We start from the raw sequence: 14,870 nt of genomic DNA, 5'->3' as shown, positions 1-14,870 counted from the left end.
ATGTGCCGTCACCCGTCGGCCGGCTCGACGTCCCGCAACAGCTGTCCGAACGCCGCCTCGTCGACGATCGGTGTGCCGAACTGCCGGGCCTTGGCCACCTTGGAGGTGCCCGAGTCGGGGTCATTGGTCACCAGCAGGCTGGTCAGCCGGGAGATGCTGGACGCCACGTGCAGGCCCGCCTCGGTGGCCCGGTCCTCCAGCAACTCGCGGTCGACGGAGGTGTCCCCGGAGAACGCCACCCGCATGCCCTGTTTGAGGCGTTTGCCGTCTTCGTAGCGGCCCGGGTTGGGGTAGGGGCACGCAGGCCTCTTGCGGGAAGGGCGCCAACTGCTCGCCCGGTAACCGCCGTAGCCACCGGACACCTGTCGCGGCACCGGACCGTCCGACCACTCCGTCAGCGGCCGGCACTCCAGCAGCGGCAGCCGTACGTTGCCCGCGGCCGCGGCCCGCAGACTGGGCCGGAACGCCTCCGCGAGGACGCGCGCGTCGTCCAGCGCGTGGTGCGCCCGCTGCTGGACGATCCCGAAGTGCGCCGCCAGCGACTCCAGCTTGAAGTTGGGCAGCGGCAGACCCAGCTCCTTCGACAGCGCGATGGTGCACAGCCGCTGACGCACCGGAGCCTCGCGCTCCGCGCGCGCGTACTCCCGGGCGATCATCTGCCAGTCGAAGACCGCGTTGTGCGCGACCAGCACCCGGCCGTCCAGCCGCGCCGCGAACTCCTCGGCGACGTCCGCGAAGAGCGGCGCCCCTTCGAGCACCTCGCTCGTCAGACCGTGTATCCATACGGGGCCCGGATCGCGCTCCGGGTTGACCAGCGTGTACCAGTGGTCCTCGACCTCGCCGCGCTCGTCCAGCCGGTACACGGCCGCCGAGATGATCCGGTCGTCCCGGGCCAGGCCGGTGGTCTCCACGTCAACGACCGCGTATCCCTTCGGATACGCGGCCGGCCAATGGGTGGCGGAGGACACTGCGGTCGCACGGTCTTCGAGCATGGTCACTGAGGATACGGGCCACGACTGACAGCGCGGTCCCACAGGTCCCGGTCGCGTCACCGGCGCCGTACGTGTGTTTGGCCGCTGGACCGGTGACGCCGCTTCACCGTCGCCCCGGCGTTTGCGGATACGATCGGCGCCCGATCCACTGCACCACGGCGAGGCCCCCGGTGGGGAGCGTCGGTGCGGCGCCCGGGGCCGAGGAGTGCGATCCTCCCTGGTGTGACCGAACCCACCCACGAAGAGGCCCACACGGGCGCGCTCGGCTCGCGACTGAACTGGCTGCGGGCCGCCGTGCTCGGCGCGAACGACGGCATCGTCTCCACCGCGGGCATCGTCGTCGGCGTGGCCGGCGCGACGCAGAGCCGGTCCGCGCTGCTCACCGCGGGACTGGCCGGCCTGCTCGCCGGGTCGATGTCCATGGCTGCCGGCGAGTACGTCTCCGTGTCCACCCAGCGCGACTCCGAGATGGCCGCGCTGGCCATGGAGAGACGCGAACTGCGCGAGCAGCCGGAGGCCGAGCTGCGAGAGCTGACGAGCCTGCTGGAACAACGCGGACTGTCCCACGAAGTGGCCCGGGAGGCCGCCGTACAGCTCACCGCGCGGGACCCGCTCAGGGCGCACGCGCGCGTGGAGCTCGGTATCGACCCGGAGGAGCTGACCAACCCCTGGCACGCGGCCTGGGCGAGCTTCCTCGCCTTCACGGTGGGCGCGCTGCTGCCGCTGCTGGCCATCGTCCTGCCCCCGGCAGGCTGGCGGTTGGGCGTGACCGTCGGCTCCGTGCTGGCCGCCCTCGTTCTCACCGGCTGGGCCAGCGCCCGGCTCGGCGCGGCACACCCGAAACGGGCGGTGCTGCGCAACGTGGTCGGCGGCGCGCTGGCGATGGGCGTCACCTACGCGGCGGGCAGACTGCTGGGCGCGGCCGGAGTCTGACCCGCCGCTCCACGACGCCCTGGACGGCACGATCGACCCTTCCCCGGCGTCCGGCACGACCGTCGGCGTCGAGGGCGTGCCCCGGGGCAGGACGATGGACGAGCGGACCGCCCCGAAGGCGCCGGTGCCGACGACCGGGTCCAGGCCCCTGTCGTCGAACTCCCGCCCGTCCCGCTACGCCATGCACGCTCCCTCGCTGCCTCAAGGGCGTGGGAGGTGCCCCCACTCGCCGCACCGGGCCCGGGCCCACGTACGTCCGGTACGAGGGCCAGGGCCCGGCGCACCGAGAGCACGCACCTGACGCCGCAGGACCCGCCCTTCGGGGCGGACGACGGGAGTTCGACGACAGGGGCCTGGCGGCCCGGCAGGCGACGTTCGCCCGTCGAGGGGCGGCGTCCGGTGCGGCGAGAGTGCGTGCCGGGCGTCGCGACGGGGCGAACACGCCCTAGGTCCAGCGGATCGGCAGCGGCAGCGCCGTGAGCAGGCCCGACGCGGCGACGACCGCGCCCAGCGCGATGACCTCGGCCCGTGCGGGCGCGTACGCGGTCAGCGGGTCGGGGGCGCGGCGCAACCGGATCCGCGCCCACAGCGCGAGCAGGGCGACGGCGGCCACCAGGATCACCTTGGCCAGCAGGGTGCGCCCGTACGCCGTGCTCGTCAGCTGGTCCAGGATCGTGGCCGGCGGCATGCGGCGCAGCGAACTGCACACGCCCGTCGCGGTGATGACCGCGAGCAGAACCGCCGCCACGCGCGCGTAGCGGCCGAGCAGCACGGCCCCGGCCGGATTCCCGCGCCACAGCCTCAGCAGTCGCAGGGCGTGCAGCAGGCCGCCGGTCCACAGCGCGGCGCACGTCAGGTGCACCAGCGTCAGACCCGAGCCGGCCAGCGGGCTCTGCTCGGTCGCGGGGTGTGCGCGCAGCGCCTCCGCGACGACCACCGCGGCCAGCGGCCACACCTGGGCCGCCGGGCGCCGCAGGAAGGCGCACAGGGCCGCCAGCAGGAAGGCGTTGACCTCCACCAGCGCGAGCCTGCCGTCCCGGGAGCCGTAGAGGCCGCCGACGTCGATGTCGCCCGGGCCGTGCGGGATCAGATCGCCGGCGGACACCACCGCGGCGAGCGCCAGCGCGGCGACGAAACCGGCGCAGGCGGCCGACGGTGCCCAGCTGCGCGGCCGTTCGGGCGGGGCACCGGGCAGCTGCCGGGCGAGCCGGTGCACGAACAGCTCGCCGATGGGCACGCTCAGGCCGGCGAACAGCACCGCGCGCAGCAGTCCGACGCCGCCCGCCCCCGGCGCGGCGGCCTCGCCGGTGCCGTGCAGCGCCGCCGAGGGCCCGAGCAGCGGGATCAGGGCACCCAGCGCCGTCAGGACCAGCAGGGCTGCGGCCCGCCCGGCGCCGGGTCGCCGGGCGCGGACGCCTTCTTCGTCGGTCGTTTCGGCGGTGGGTCCTGTCAGGCTCACCCCGCGATCTTCGCGAGTCCCCGCAGAATCGGGCAAGTCCCGGAAAAGAACTGGCGGTTCGCCATTCCGCACATCCGCAGGTTTCCGGCCGCCCGCACGCTCACCGCCAGCGGGCGCCGTCCGATCCCCACGGCACCGGAGGCCGCGCCCAGTCGAGGGGACCGTTCGTGAAGGACACCGGTGGCAGGGCGTACCGCAGTCGGCCCAGCGGGCCGCCCGTCTCGGCCAGCCAGGGATCCGGGCGCTCGTACGGCGCTCCCGTGGCCGTGGCCGGCCGGATCCCGTCCGTCAGCCAGTGCGCGGTCCGGGCCAGTGCCAGCCGCACGGACCGGCCGCCCCCGTCGTACGACTGCTCGGTCAGCGCCCGCAGGACGGCCGCCGCCAGCAGGTAGCCGGTGCCGTGGTCCAGCGCCTGTGCGGGCAGTGCGCCGGGCTCCTGCGCCGAGCCCTCGGTCGCGGCGATGCCGGTCGCGACCTGCACCAGGCTGTCGAACCCGCGCCGCCCGCCCCACGGGCCGTACGCGCCCCACGCCGAGACCTGCGCCACCACCAGGCCGGGGCGGCGCACGGCCAGCGCCTGCGGTGAGAGCCCGAACCGGTCCAGAGCGCCCGGACGGTAGCCGGTGACGACGACGTCGGCCGAGTCCAGCAGAGCCTCGAAGGTGTCGCGATCGACGGTGAGGTCGACGGTCGCCGAGCGCTTCCCGAAGCCGGTGTCGGCGTGCTGGTCGGGAAGTTCGGGCAGCCACGGCGCGTCCACCCGCAGCACGTCCGCGCCGAGCAGGGCGAGGGTGCGGGTGGCGACGGGACCGGCGAGGACCCGGGTCAGGTCCAGCACGCGCAGCCCGGCGGCGGGCAACAGCGGGGAGGCCGCGGGATCGAGCGGGGTGAGCACGCGCGGGGGCGCGAGGCCGAGGCGCTCACGCTCGACGAGCGGCCGTGCGATCACCTCGGCGGCCTGCTCGGTGGCCGCCCACTCCTTCGGCGTGCGCAGGGCCACGGCGAGGCCGCCGGCGCCGTGGACCGCCGCCTCGGCGTCCAGGGCGGGCCGTTCGGCGAGCCGGGCGGCCACCGCCGCCACGGAGGCGTCCTCGGACAGCCCGAGCGCGGCGAGCAACCGGGCCCGGTGATGCGGGTAGTTGGCGTGCGTGCGCACCCAGCCGTCGGCCGTCCGCCAGAACCGCGACAGCGGCGCGAAGACGACCGGAGTGCGCCCGTCGACCTGCACCAGCCGCTCACTGTGGAAGGCGGCGGCCACGGCCCCGTCGTCCACCCGCACCTCGGGCGGTTCGCCGAGCCCCGCGCGGCGCGCCCCCAGCTCCGCGGCGGCCAGCGCGCACGCCCCGACGCACGCGCGCGCCAGTTCACGCACGGGCAGCCGCGCGGGAAGGGCGCCCGGTCGCTCGACCGTGGTCACCCGGGAGACGAGGGCGGGGTCCCCGCCCAGTGAGGCCCATGCCACCTCGATGTCAGCAGTCATGACTCAACTATGCATTATTGACTGATCAATGTTGATTGAATCAACTTATATGCGCAGTGGGCAAGGCCGGTACAGGGCCACTTCCCCGCGGACGTCGGACGGCCGCACCTCGGCCCCGAGACCCGCGCGGTTGCGGCGGCCGATCACCGTGTCGACCGGCGCAAGCCCGGCGGCCAGTGCACCGGACGGTGGGCGACGCTCGCCGCGAAGCCGCCCACCGGCCGCGAGCGCGACCGCCCCGGCGGCGGCTTCCGGGCCGCCGGATCGTCACGGGAATGCCTGGCCGGATGGTGCCGTACGGGTGGGCGGCCGGGACGCCGCCCGCCACCCACCCGCGGCCGGGCCCTACTTGGTCACCGCGGCCAGCGCGTCCGCCGTACCGAAGCCGTAGAGTCCGTTGTGGTTCGTCGACCCCTCGCACACCGCGTCGACCTTGCCGTCACCGTTGATGTCGTACGGATCCGTGCACGGCGTGGCGAAGGCCTCCGCGTACAGCAGCGCCTTGACCAGAGCGGCCGGGGCTTCCTGTACTCCATCGGCTTCCTCGTCGCCTGGCTCGTCGCCCTGCTCCTGGTCGCCGAACCCCTGCGCAACTCCGGCCGCTACACCATGGGTGACGTGCTGGCCCACCGCATGCGTCAGCGCCCGGTCCGCACGGCCGCCGGTACCTCCACGATCGTCGTCTCGATCGTGGCCGCCTCGGCCAACCTGCCGACCATCCTCTACAGCCTGTTCTGGAAGCGGTTCACCACGGCGGGTGCCCTGTGGTCGATCTACGGGGGACTGGTCACCGCGGTCGGTTTGGTGCTCTTCTCCCCGGTGGTCTCCGGCAGTCCGGCCTCGATGTTCCCCGACGTCGACTTCCACTGGTTCCCGCTGGGGAACCCCGGCATCGTCTCCATCCCGGTCGGCTTCCTGCTCGGCGCCCTGGGCACCCTGCTCTCCAAGGAGGCCCCGGACGCCGGCAAGCACGCCGAGCTGGAGGTGCGGTCGCTGACCGGCACCGGGGCGCACTGAGGTTCGTACGGCGGCCGCGTCGGGAAGGGACTGTAAGGTCCTACGACGCGGCCGCGCCGTACCTCGTCGGATCGGGCCGCCGTCCGTTGTCAGTGGCGTCACGTAGGCTCGCGGGTGACGGAACACGATGGCTGGGACAGAGGGAGGGGGCCCACGTGCTCATCGACACCTACGGCCGGGTGGCCACCGACCTGAGGGTCTCGCTGACCGACCGGTGCAACCTGCGGTGCACGTACTGCATGCCCGAGGAGGGCCTGCAGTGGTTGGCCAAGCCGGACCTGCTCACCGACGACGAGATCGTCCGCCTGGTGGACATCGCCGTGCGCACGCTCGGCATCGAGGAGGTCCGCTTCACCGGCGGTGAGCCCCTGCTGCGGCCGGGCCTGGTCGGCATCGTCGAGCGCGTGGCGGCGCTGACCCCCCGCCCCCAGATGTCCCTCACCACCAACGGCATCGGCCTCCGGCGCACCGCGCACGCCCTGAAGGCCGCAGGCCTGGACCGGGTCAACGTCTCCCTGGACACCCTCCGCCCGGACGTCTTCAAGGCCCTGACCCGCCGCGACCGCCACAAGGACGTCCTCGAAGGTCTCGAGGCCGCCCGGGAGGCGGGCCTGACCCCCGTCAAGGTCAACTCGGTCCTGATGCCGGGCCTGAACGAGGACGAGGCTCCCGACCTGCTCGCCTGGGCCGTGGAGCACGACTACGAACTGCGGTTCATCGAGCAGATGCCACTCGACGCCCAGCACGGCTGGAAGCGCGACGGCATGGTCACCGCCGGGGACATCCTGGCCTCCCTGCGCACCCGCTTCGACCTCAGCCCGGAGGGCGCCGAGGCACGGGGGTCGGCCCCGGCGGAGCGCTGGCTGGTGAACGGCGGCCCGCACCGGGTCGGTGTCATCGCCTCGGTGACCCGCCCGTTCTGCGCGGCCTGCGACCGCACCCGTCTCACGGCCGACGGCCAGATACGCACCTGCCTGTTCGCGACTGAGGAGACCGACCTGCGCGCGGCCCTGCGCTCCGGCGCCCCGGACGAGGAGATCGCCCGCATCTGGAAGCTGGCGATGTGGGGGAAGAAGGCGGGGGCTGGCCTGGACGACCCGTCGTTCGTGCAGCCGGACCGGCCGATGTCGGCGATCGGGGGCTAGAGGCCTGCCCGACGATTCCCGTCTGCCGTGCGACGCCGTGCGCGCTCCCACACTGCCTCAAGGGTGTGGGAGGTGCCCGCACTCGCCGCACCGGCCCCGGACCCGAGTACGTCCCGTACGAGGGTCTGGGGCCGGCACGCCGAGAGCACGCACCGGACGCCGCTCCTTGACGGGCAAACGTTGCCTGCCGCGGCACTAGGGCGTGTTTCGAAAGTCCCGTCTGGTCCGCGACGCCTGGCACGGCACCTCGCCGCGTTGTCGGATCGTCCACGTACGCCCGGTACGAGGACGACCCTCCGCCTTGCGATGCACCGCACCAGACGCCGCGGACCCCGCCCTCCGGGCGGACGACGCTACTTTCGAAACACGCGCTAGGCCCCTTCGGGATCCCGCCAGTCCGCGAACTTCACGACGTCCTTCAGGAGACCCCTGACCCCGAGGAACTGCGAGAGGTGCTCGCGATGCTCCTCGCACGCGAGCCATGTCTTGCGCCGCTCCGGCGTATGGATCTTCGGGTTGTTCCACGCCAGCACCCACACGGCGTCGGCACGGCAGCCCTTGGCGGAGCAGATCGGGGTCTCGTCAGTCACGGTTCGTCTCGGGTTGTCGCATGGGAAAGGGCTCAAACAAAGCGACGCCGAGCAGCCACGGGGGGAGCTGCCCGGCGTCGGTCCGTCGCTCCGACGGGGGATGCGGAGCGCGTACGCAGTATGTCACGGCAACCCGGTCGCCCGGCACTGGAACCACATGATTGATCTGAGCATTTCTTGAGCCTGCCGGGCGATGACCTTCCGCTTCCGGCCGCATCCTCCGTGATCACGCGGGGTCGGTCCGCTCACCCGCCCCCGTCGGATGAGCCGCCGCGTCCCCGGGGACGGACTCCGCCCGTGCCTCCTCGGCCCGCGGTGGCGTGATCACCGGCCGCATCGGCGCGGTGACGAACGTGGAGGGGAGGGACGGCGGCCGCTCCCGGCCGGCGTTCGCGATCACCACGGCGACATAGGGGAGCAGCGCCCCCGCGACGAGCGCCACGACGGCGACGTACCGCTCGACGTTCCACAGGGATACCGCGAGGATCACCGATGCCGTGCGGATCGTCATGGAGATGACGTACCGCCGCTGCCGTCCCCGCACGTCCTCGGCGAGTCCCGTCCGGGCTCCGGTGATCCGGAACACCTGGACGCCGCCGTGCTGTTTCCGCATCACAGTCCACCATCCGCCCGCATCGGAACCTCCCCGACCCTCCAACGTTACGCCGCGGTGGCCCCGTCCACGAGACCGGGTCACCCGCGGCCTGCGGTGATGCCCGCGCCCCCCGCCCGGGCGGGGGACCATGACATGCGCCGTACGGGCGGGCGACCGACACTGGCCCTAATGCTCACGTCGAGCCGTACGAGGAGGCAGCCATGGGCTGGTTGTGGGCGATCATCGTGGGATTCGTGCTCGGCGTCATCGCCAAGGCCGTCATCCCGGGGAAGCAGCACAGTCCCCTGTGGCTGACGACCATCTGCGGCATGCTCGGCGCCATCGTGGGCAACGCCGTGGCCCGCGCCGTGGGCGTCGCCTCCACCCGCGGGATCGACTGGAGCCGGCACATCTTCCAGCTGGTGGCGGCGATCATCATCGTCGCGGCCGTGGACGCGCTCTACATGGCGACGTTGGGCAAGAGGAGACAGGAGAGGGTCGGAGCCTGAAGGCGCCCCGAGAGGCAGTGCCCGTCAGGGGTGCGCAACCACAGACAAGCGGCAGCGGCCGGTGCACCCGCACCCCTCGGCGCTCGGGCGCCCAAGGCTCAGCCGCCCACGACCTCCACCGCGGCGAGGTTCTTCTTCCCGCGCCGCAGTACCAGCCACCGTCCGTCCAGCAGATCCTCGGACGAGGGCACCGCGTCCTCGGAGACGACCTTCACGTTGTTCACGTAGGCGCCACCCTCCTTGACGGTCCGGCGCGCGGCGGACTTGCTGGCGACGAGCCCGACCTCGGCGAACAGGTCCACGACCGCACCCAGCTCGGCGACCTGGATGTGCGGCACCTCGGACAGCGCCGCCGCCAGCGTCCGCCCGTCCAGCTCCGCCAGCTCGCCCTGCCCGAACAGGGCGCGCGACGCGGCGATCACCGCGGCCGTCTGGTCGGCGCCGTGCACGAGCGTCGTCATCTCCTCGGCGAGCGCCCGCTGCGCGGCCCGCGCCTGCGGCCGCTCCTCGGTCTGCCGCTCCAGCTCCTCGATCTCCTCACGGGACCTGAAGCTGAAGATGCGAAGGAACTTCGACACGTCACGGTCGTCCGCGTTGACCCAGAACTGGTAGAACGCGTACGGCGTCGTCATCTCGGGGTCGAGCCAGACCGTGCCGGACTCGGTCTTGCCGAACTTGGTGCCGTCCGCCTTGGTGATCAGCGGCGTGCCCAGCGCGTGCACCACGGCGTGTGGCTCGACCCGGTGGATCAGGTCGGTGCCGGACGTGAGGTTGCCCCACTGGTCGCTGCCGCCGGTCTGCAGCGTGCAGCCGTACCGCCGGTACAGCTCCAGGAAGTCCATCCCCTGCAGGATCTGGTAGCTGAACTCGGTGTAGCTGATGCCCGCGTCGGAGTTCAGCCGCCGGGAGACGGCCTCCTTCGCGATCATCTTGTTGACCCGGAAGTGCTTGCCGATGTCCCGCAGGAACTCGATGGCCGACAGGCCCTGCGTCCAGTCCAGGTTGTTGACCATGACGGCGGCGTTCGACCCGTCGAAGTGCAGCAGCGGCTCGATCTGTGCGCGCAGCCGCTCGACCCAGCCCGCCACGACCTCCGGCGCGTTCAGCGTGCGCTCGGCGGTGGGCTTGGGGTCGCCGATGAGCCCCGTGGCGCCGCCGACCAGCGCCAGCGGCCGATTGCCGGCCTCCTGGATGCGGCGCATCGTCAGGATCTGCACCAGGTTGCCCAGGTGCAGGCTGGGCGCGGTCGGGTCGAAGCCGCAATAGAACGTGACGGGGCCGTCCGCGAACGCCTTGCGCAGTGCGTCCTCGTCCGTGGAGAGGGCGATGAGCCCCCGCCACTTCAGCTCGTCGACGATGTCCGTCACGGTTCTCGTGTCTCCTCGATGATCTTCGGGCGGCCGGGTGACACCCGACCACGAACGCCTACGAGGTTATACGCCCTGGCTGACAGAGCTCATATTGAAATCCGGGATGCGCAGCGCGGGCATCGCGGCCCGGGTGAACCAGTCGCTCCACTCGCGCGGCAGGGTCTTCTCGGTCCGGCCCGCCTCCGTGGCGCGCCGCAACAGGTCCACCGGCGACTCGTTGAACCGGAAGTTGTTCACCTGCCCGGTCACCTCGCCGTTCTCCACGAGGTACACACCGTCCCGGGTCAGGCCGGTGAGCAGCAGCGTCGCCGGGTCGACCTCCCGGATGTACCACAGGCAGGTCAGCAGCAGCCCACGCCCGGTGGCCGCGACCATCTCCTCGAGGGAGCGGTCGTCACCGCCGTCCAGCACCAGGTTCCCGAGGGCCGGGGCGACCGGCAGTCCGGTCAGGCCCGCGCTGTGCCGGGTGGTCGTCAGATGCGTGAGCACGCCCTCGGCGATCCACTCCGTCGCACGGGTCGGCAGTCCGTTGTCGAAAACGGACTGGTCGCCGCCGGAGGAGTGCGCGACCACGAAGGGAGGGCACTCCAGGCCCGGCTCGTTCGGGTCGCTGCGCAGGGTCAGCGGCAGCTCGCTGAGCTTCTCGCCCACGCGGGTGCCTCCGCCCGGCCTGGAGAACACCGTCCGGCCCTCGGCCGCGTCCCGGCCCGACGCCGACCACAACTGGTAGATCAGCAGGTCCGCGACGGCCGTGGGCGGCAGCAGCGTCTCGTAGCGGCCGGCGGGCAGCTCCACGCGCCGCTCGGCCCAGCCGAGCCGTACCGCCAGCTCGGCGTCGAGCGCGCCCGGGTCGATGTCCTTGAAGTCCCGGGTGGAGCGGCCCGCCCAGGCCGAGCGCGTCCGGTCGGGCGACTTGGCGTTCAGCTCCAGCGTGCCGGTGGGCTGGTCGTGACGCAGCCGCAGCCCGGTGGACGTGCCCAGGTACGTCGACACCAGCTCGTGGTTGGCGAAGCCGTACAGCTCCCGCCCGCCCGCCCGCGCGCGTGCGAACGCCTCGCCCAGCGCCGGCGCGAAGTCGGCGAAGACGGCGGAGGAGGTCTCGGCCGGCGCGTCCGTGAAGTCCGGCGACACGGGCACGCCGGCTACCAGCGGTTGCGCGTCCTCGGCGGGCCCGGCACCGCGCGCGGCGGCCTCCGCGGCCCGCACCAGCGGCTCCAGCTCGTCGGCGGTGACCGCGGACCGGGACACCACCCCGGAGGCGGTGCCCTCCGCGCCGTCCACGGTCGCGATCACGGTGAGCGTACGGCCGCGGGTCACGCCGTTCGTGGTGAGCGCGTTGCCCGCCCAGCGCAGGTTGGCGGTGGAGTGCTCGTCGGCGATGACGACGCAGCCGTCGGCCCGGGACAGCGCCAGCGCCTGCTCGACGATCTCGTGCGGCTTGTTCGTACGGGCGCTCATCGACCGGCCTCCTGCGTGGTGTTCAGAATGGTGACGCCCCTGAAGAGGGCGGACGGGCACCCGTGCGACACGGCGGCCACCTGCCCCGGCTGGGCCTTGCCGCAGTTGAAGGCGCCGCCGAGGACGTAGGTCTGCGGACCGCCCACCGCGGTCATCGAGCCCCAGAAGTCGGTGGTGGTCGCCTGGTAGGCGACGTCCTTCAACTGCCCGGTGATGCGCCCGTTCTCGATCTTGAAGAACCGCTGTCCGGTGAACTGGAAGTTGTACCGCTGCATGTCGATCGACCAGGACCGGTCGCCGACCACGTAGATGCCCCGCTCGACGCCCCCGATCAGGTCCTCGGTGGACATCCCGGCGGGATCCGGCCGCAGCGAGACGTTGGCCATGCGCTGCACCGGCACGTGCCCGGGGGAGTCGGCGTACGCGCACCCGTTGGACCGGTCGAACCCGGTCAGGCGGGCGATCCTGCGGTCCAGCTGGTAGCCGACCAGGGTGCCGTCCTTGACCAGGTCCCAGGACTGCGCCTCCACGCCCTCGTCGTCGTACCCGACGGTCGCCAGGCCGTGCTCGGCGGTGCGGTCGCCGGTGACGTTCATCAGCTCGGAGCCGTACTTCAGCTTGCCCAGCTGGTCGAAGGTGGCGAAGGAGGTTCCGGCGTAGGCGGCCTCGTAGCCGAGGGCGCGGTCCAGCTCGGTGGCGTGGCCGATGGACTCGTGGATGGTCAGCCACAGGTTGGACGGGTCGACCACCAGGTCGTACAGGCCCGGCTCCACGCTCGGCGCGCGCATCTTCTCGGCGAGCAGCTCCGGGAGCCGCTCCAGCTCCCCGTCCCAGTCCCAGCCCGTGCCGGTCAGGTACTCCCAGCCCCGCCCGGCCGGTGGCGCGAGGGTCCGCATCGAGTCGAACTCGCCGCTGGAATCGTCCACCGACACCGCCGTCAGCTGCGGATGCAGCCGCACCCGCTGCTGGGTCGTCACGGTCCCGGCGGTGTCGGCGTAGAACTTGTTCTCGTGCACGGTGAGCAGCGAGGCGTCCACATGGTCGACGCCCTTCCCGGCCAGCAGGCGCGCACTCCACTCCGTGAGCAGCGCGACCTTCTCCTCGTCCGGCACGGAGAAGGGATCGATCTCGTACGACGACACCCACGTGCGGTCGGCGTGCACCGGCTCGTCCGCCAGCTCCACCCGCTCATCGCTCCCGGCGGCCCGGATGACCTGCGCGGACAGCTTGGCCATGGCCACCGCCTGCGCGGCCACCCTGGCGGCGGCGTCCATGGTCAGGTCCACGCCGGACGCGAAGCCCCACGTACCGCCGTGCACGACCCGCACCGCGTACCCGAGGTCGGTGGTGTCCGACGACCCGGACGGCCTGGCGTCCCGCAGCCGCCAGTCCGCGCTGCGCACCCGCTCGAGCCGGAAGTCCGCGTGCTCGGCCCCCAACGCACGCGCGCGTGCCAGCGCGGCGTCGGCGAGTGACCTGAGCGGAAGCGCCGTGAAGGCTTCGTCGATGGAATGAGGCACGGAGGTCTCCCTGCTGTCGTGGCCTGTCGGCTCCGATCATGTCGCGGGAGGGCACGGCGGACCACACGTTTCCGGCCCTGACCGGCAGCATTCTGTAGGGACCCGACAGCGACCGTCCTTCGCCACTGTCGGTGCCCGATTGCCCACGGGCCCGGCCCTACCGATAGGTTTTCGATGAAGCCGCCTGTCATCCAGGTGCCGGGCGGGGTGTCCGGCATCTGCAGACCGCTATCGAAAGGGTGATCCGTTGAGCCGCTCGGTTCTCGTCACCGGAGGAAACCGGGGCATCGGCCTCGCCATCGCCCGCGCGTTCGCCGACGCCGGCGACAAGGTCGCGATCACATACCGTTCGGGCGAGCCGCCGGCCGCCCTGACGGGACTGGGCTGCCTGGCCGTCAAGTGCGACATCACCGACCCCGAACAGGTGGAGCAGGCCTACAAGGAGATCGAGGAGCAGCACGGTCCGGTCGAGGTCCTGATCGCCAACGCCGGCGTGACCAAGGACCAGCTCCTGATGCGCATGTCCGAGGAGGACTTCACCTCGGTCATCGACACCAACCTCACCGGCACCTTCCGTGTCGTCAAGCGCGCCAACCGCGGCATGCTGCGCGCCAAGAAGGGCCGCGTCGTCCTGATCTCGTCCGTGGTGGGCCTGCTCGGCTCCGCGGGCCAGGCGAACTACGCAGCCTCCAAGGCCGCCCTCGTCGGCTTCGCGCGCTCCCTCGCCCGTGAGCTGGGCTCGCGCAACATCACCTTCAACGTCGTCGCACCCGGTTTCGTCGACACCGACATGACCAAGGTGCTCAGCGACGAGCAGCGCCAGAGCATCGTGTCGCAGGTGCCGCTCGGCCGTTACGCGCAGCCGGAGGAGATCGCCGCGACGGTGCGGTTCCTCGCCTCGGACGACGCCTCGTACATCACTGGAGCCGTCATCCCCGTTGACGGCGGACTGGGAATGGGTCACTGATCACCATGAGCGGAATCCTCGAGGGCAAGCGCGTCCTGATCACGGGCGTGCTGATGGAGTCCTCCATCGCCTTCCACGCGGCCAAGCTGGCCCAGGAGCAGGGCGCGGAGATCATCCTGACCGCGTTCCCGCGACCCACGCTGACCGAGCGCATCGCCAAGAAGCTGCCCAAGCCCACCAAGGTCATCGAGCTGGACGTCACCAACGACGAGCACCTCGGCCGCCTGGCCGACCTCGTCGGCGAGGAGCTGGGCGGCCTCGACGGCGTCGTGCACTCCATCGGCTTCGCGCCGCAGGACGCGCTCGGCGGCAACTTCCTCAACACGCCCTTCGAGTCCGTGGCCACCGCCATGCACGTCTCGGCGTTCTCCCTGAAGTCGCTGACCATGGCCTGCCTGCCGCTGATGCAGAACGGCGGCTCGGTCGTCGGGCTCACGTTCGACGCCCAGTACGCCTGGCCGCAGTACGACTGGATGGGCCCGGCCAAGGCCGCCCTCGAGGCCACCAACCGCTACATGGCGCGCGACCTGGGCAAGCAGAACATCCGCTGCAACCTCATCTCGGCGGGCCCGATCGGCTCCATGGCCGCCAAGTCCATCCCGGGCTTCAGCGAGCTGGCCTCCGTCTGGGACACCCGCTCCCCGCTCGAGTGGGACCTCAAGGACCCGGAGCCGGCCGGCCGCGGCATCGTCGCCCTGCTCAGCGACTGGTTCCCGAAGACCACCGGCGAGATCATCCACGTCGACGGCGGTCTGCACGCGATCGGCGCCTGACCGCCGCAGAGACCGGAACGACGGACGAGGCCCGCACTCCTTCGGGGGTGCGGGCCTCGGCC

At 72.2% G+C, this 14,870-nt stretch carries 13 protein-coding genes and 3 pseudogenes; 7 read left to right on the top strand and 9 right to left on the bottom strand.

Translation table 11 applies throughout. From position 1 onward, the window contains the following. Positions 1–8: 8 nt before the first annotated feature. Positions 9–992, bottom strand: coding sequence for a DEDDh family exonuclease (locus tag AC5WRT_RS18405; protein WP_496095936.1), 984 nt, complete (start codon positions 990–992; stop codon positions 9–11). A gap of 222 nt (positions 993–1,214) precedes the next feature. Between AC5WRT_RS18405 and AC5WRT_RS18400 the strand changes: the two genes are divergently transcribed. Further along, the gene (locus AC5WRT_RS18400) at positions 1,215–1,925 is read left to right on the top strand and encodes a VIT1/CCC1 transporter family protein (RefSeq protein ID WP_496095935.1); all 711 of its coding nucleotides are present in this window, start codon (positions 1,215–1,217) and stop codon (positions 1,923–1,925) included. Between the two features lie 445 nt (positions 1,926–2,370). Here AC5WRT_RS18400 and AC5WRT_RS18395 read toward each other — a convergent pair whose 3' ends face one another. The 3 genes and pseudogenes from AC5WRT_RS18395 to AC5WRT_RS18385 all read right to left on the bottom strand — a co-directional run. Further along, complete coding sequence (locus tag AC5WRT_RS18395) at positions 2,371–3,384, bottom strand: CopD family protein (protein ID WP_496095934.1); 1,014 nt, start codon at positions 3,382–3,384, stop codon at positions 2,371–2,373. Between the two features lie 100 nt (positions 3,385–3,484). After that, positions 3,485–4,864: a CoA transferase gene (locus AC5WRT_RS18390; RefSeq protein WP_496095933.1), complete on the bottom strand. Its 1,380-nt coding sequence runs from the start codon at positions 4,862–4,864 to the stop codon at positions 3,485–3,487. A 345-nt stretch (positions 4,865–5,209) separates the two neighbouring features. Continuing rightward, positions 5,210–5,386: pseudogene (locus AC5WRT_RS18385) on the bottom strand (peptidase S8); the annotation flags it as partial. Here AC5WRT_RS18385 and AC5WRT_RS18380 point away from each other — a divergent pair. The 3 genes and pseudogenes from AC5WRT_RS18380 to moaA all read left to right on the top strand — a co-directional run. Continuing rightward, positions 5,324–5,494 (top strand): annotated as a pseudogene (locus AC5WRT_RS18380) (sodium:solute symporter family transporter); the annotation flags it as partial. The pseudogenes AC5WRT_RS18385 and AC5WRT_RS18380 sit on opposite strands and share 63 nt — an antisense overlap. Before the next feature lie 60 nt (positions 5,495–5,554). Further along, positions 5,555–5,881 (top strand): annotated as a pseudogene (locus AC5WRT_RS18375) (sodium:solute symporter family transporter); the annotation flags it as partial. 155 nt (positions 5,882–6,036) lie between these two features. After that, positions 6,037–7,026 (top strand): GTP 3',8-cyclase MoaA, encoded by a 990-nt coding sequence (gene moaA / locus AC5WRT_RS18370; RefSeq protein ID WP_496095932.1) that lies wholly within the window; start codon positions 6,037–6,039, stop codon positions 7,024–7,026. A 371-nt stretch (positions 7,027–7,397) separates the two neighbouring features. Here moaA and AC5WRT_RS18365 read toward each other — a convergent pair whose 3' ends face one another. Then, positions 7,398–7,616: a hypothetical protein gene (locus AC5WRT_RS18365; protein WP_496100405.1), complete on the bottom strand. Its 219-nt coding sequence runs from the start codon at positions 7,614–7,616 to the stop codon at positions 7,398–7,400. Between the two features lie 226 nt (positions 7,617–7,842). Then, positions 7,843–8,229 (bottom strand): DUF3099 domain-containing protein, encoded by a 387-nt coding sequence (locus AC5WRT_RS18360; protein ID WP_496098418.1) that lies wholly within the window; start codon positions 8,227–8,229, stop codon positions 7,843–7,845. Between the two features lie 203 nt (positions 8,230–8,432). Between AC5WRT_RS18360 and AC5WRT_RS18355 the strand changes: the two genes are divergently transcribed. Then, complete coding sequence (locus AC5WRT_RS18355) at positions 8,433–8,720, top strand: GlsB/YeaQ/YmgE family stress response membrane protein (RefSeq protein WP_496098417.1); 288 nt, start codon at positions 8,433–8,435, stop codon at positions 8,718–8,720. A 98-nt stretch (positions 8,721–8,818) separates the two neighbouring features. Here AC5WRT_RS18355 and tyrS read toward each other — a convergent pair whose 3' ends face one another. From tyrS to AC5WRT_RS18340, 3 genes are all read right to left on the bottom strand, one after another. After that, the gene (tyrS, locus tag AC5WRT_RS18350) at positions 8,819–10,087 is read right to left on the bottom strand and encodes a tyrosine--tRNA ligase (RefSeq protein ID WP_496098416.1); all 1,269 of its coding nucleotides are present in this window, start codon (positions 10,085–10,087) and stop codon (positions 8,819–8,821) included. Positions 10,088–10,153: 66 nt separating this feature from the next. Beyond that, complete coding sequence (locus AC5WRT_RS18345) at positions 10,154–11,548, bottom strand: metallopeptidase TldD-related protein (protein WP_496098415.1); 1,395 nt, start codon at positions 11,546–11,548, stop codon at positions 10,154–10,156. After that, a complete protein-coding gene (locus AC5WRT_RS18340; protein ID WP_496098414.1) occupies positions 11,545–13,068 on the bottom strand; it encodes a TldD/PmbA family protein in 1,524 nt (507 codons plus the stop codon). The genes AC5WRT_RS18345 and AC5WRT_RS18340 overlap by 4 nt, the downstream gene beginning before the upstream one ends. A gap of 247 nt (positions 13,069–13,315) precedes the next feature. Here AC5WRT_RS18340 and fabG point away from each other — a divergent pair, with 247 nt between their 5' ends. Both fabG and fabI read left to right on the top strand, forming a co-directional pair. After that, positions 13,316–14,035, top strand: coding sequence for a 3-oxoacyl-[acyl-carrier-protein] reductase (gene fabG, locus AC5WRT_RS18335; RefSeq protein WP_496098413.1), 720 nt, complete (start codon positions 13,316–13,318; stop codon positions 14,033–14,035). 5 nt (positions 14,036–14,040) lie between these two features. Then, positions 14,041–14,808, top strand: a complete 768-nt coding sequence (fabI, locus tag AC5WRT_RS18330; protein ID WP_330340859.1) for an enoyl-ACP reductase FabI — start codon at positions 14,041–14,043, stop codon at positions 14,806–14,808. The last annotated feature ends 62 nt before the right edge of the window (positions 14,809–14,870 follow it).

The sequence above is a fragment of the Streptomyces sp. NTD91 genome, from assembly GCF_059510455.1.
This window is presented reverse-complemented; position numbering and strand designations above follow the sequence as displayed.

Bases quoted from the DNA above. Each gene is read 5' to 3' on its own strand.
- AC5WRT_RS18405 (WP_496095936.1), bottom strand. From the start codon at position 992: ATGCTCGAAGACCGTGCGACCGCAGTGTCCTCCGCCACCCATTGGCCG.
- AC5WRT_RS18390 (WP_496095933.1), bottom strand. From the start codon at position 4,864: ATGACTGCTGACATCGAGGTGGCATGGGCCTCACTGGGCGGGGACCCC.
- AC5WRT_RS18360 (WP_496098418.1), bottom strand. From the start codon at position 8,229: ATGCGGAAACAGCACGGCGGCGTCCAGGTGTTCCGGATCACCGGAGCC.
- AC5WRT_RS18355 (WP_496098417.1), top strand. From the start codon at position 8,433: ATGGGCTGGTTGTGGGCGATCATCGTGGGATTCGTGCTCGGCGTCATC.
- AC5WRT_RS18345 (WP_496098415.1), bottom strand. From the start codon at position 11,548: ATGAGCGCCCGTACGAACAAGCCGCACGAGATCGTCGAGCAGGCGCTG.
- fabI (WP_330340859.1), top strand. From the start codon at position 14,041: ATGAGCGGAATCCTCGAGGGCAAGCGCGTCCTGATCACGGGCGTGCTG.